Origin of the sequence: Stenotrophomonas sp. S41, from assembly GCF_016624625.1 — a bacterium.
Taxonomy (GTDB): domain Bacteria; phylum Pseudomonadota; class Gammaproteobacteria; order Xanthomonadales; family Xanthomonadaceae; genus Stenotrophomonas.
In genome coordinates, this window is sequence record NZ_JACVTV010000206.1 from 1 (window position 1) to 1,253 (window position 1,253).

Sequence of the window (1,253 nt, forward strand, 5' to 3'; positions counted from 1 at the left end):
GGCCGGCACTACCCCCATCTTCTGGTAGCGCCGGCCGCTGGCCGGCGAACTCACCGCCGGCATTCAGCCCCCGGGCGTATGCTGGACCCCTGTCCCGAGGAGCCGCCCATGCACATCGTGTACAAGGCCGACAATCTGTTCGACGCCCATCTGGTCAAGCACGCGCTGGAGGATGCCGGCATCCCCGCGTTCGTGTTCGGCGAGCAGCTGCTGGGCGGCATGGGCGAGCTGCCGCTGTTCGGCGTGCTGCGGGTCGGCATCCCCGACGTGGCGCGGCCGGAGGCCGAGGAGATCATCGCCGCGCTGGACTTGGGCCAGGGCCCGTCCGACCCCATTTCAGACGCAGACGATTGGGCCGGACAGCCGGCGTAGGAGCGCATCATGTTGGGAATCAGCCAGGGCATCCTCGGCATCGGGGCCTTCAAGCAGCGCCTGCCGCGCCCGGAAGAGGCGCTGCCGGGCCGCGACCAGCCGCTGCCGCTGCACAGCAACCAGCACTTCGTGAACAGCCATCCGCTGAAGGACCGCTTCGCCGGCCTGCAGCAGATCCGCTTCGCGCTGGGTTGCTTCTGGGGCGCCGAGCGCAAGTTCTGGACCGAGCCGGGCGTGTACAGCACCTCGGTCGGCTATGCCGGTGGCGTTACCCCGAACCCGACCTATGAAGAGGTCTGCTCGGGCCTGACCGGCCACACCGAGGTGGTGCAGGTGGTGTTCGACCCGGCGGTGGTGAGCCTGGAGCGGCTGCTGCAGCTGTTCTGGGAGAGCCACGACCCGACCCAGGGCATGCGCCAGGGCAACGACACGGGCACCCAGTACCGCTCGGCGATCCACGCCACCGACGAGGTGCAGCATGCGGCGGCGCTGGCCAGCCGCGAGGCCTACCAGGCGCAGCTGGACGCGTCCGGCTACGGGCCGATCACCACCGAGATCGTGTACCCGGCACCGGAGTACTACTACGCCGAGGATTATCACCAGCAGTACCTGGCGAAGAACCCGAATGGTTACTGCGGGATTGGTGGCACAGGCGTGAGCTGCCCGATCGGGCTGGATGTGGAGGCGCCGCGCTGACGCGCGGAGGTCCGCCTGCGGCGGGCAGAAGCCACAGCCTGGTAGAGCCGACTGTTAGTCGGCTGAACTACAAAGCGGCTCTGGGTTGCTGATGGTTGGGTGGGGCGGTGTGGGTTGGCAGGACACGCCGTAAACCCATCCTTGGGGGCTCGATGGCGCCATCCATGGCGCCAACGGTCTTGGCC

Annotated in this window: 2 protein-coding genes; both read left to right on the forward strand. The window is 68.4% G+C overall.

The genetic code is table 11. The annotated features are described in order from the left end of the window. Positions 1–108: 108 nt before the first annotated feature. Entirely contained in the window at positions 109–372 is a 264-nt protein-coding gene (locus tag IAE56_RS20885; protein WP_200753836.1) for a DUF2007 domain-containing protein, read from the forward strand. Between the two features lie 30 nt (positions 373–402). Beyond that, positions 403–1,068, forward strand: a complete 666-nt coding sequence (gene msrA, locus IAE56_RS20890) for a peptide-methionine (S)-S-oxide reductase MsrA (RefSeq protein ID WP_200753837.1) — start codon at positions 403–405, stop codon at positions 1,066–1,068. Positions 1,069–1,253: the final 185 nt, after the last annotated feature.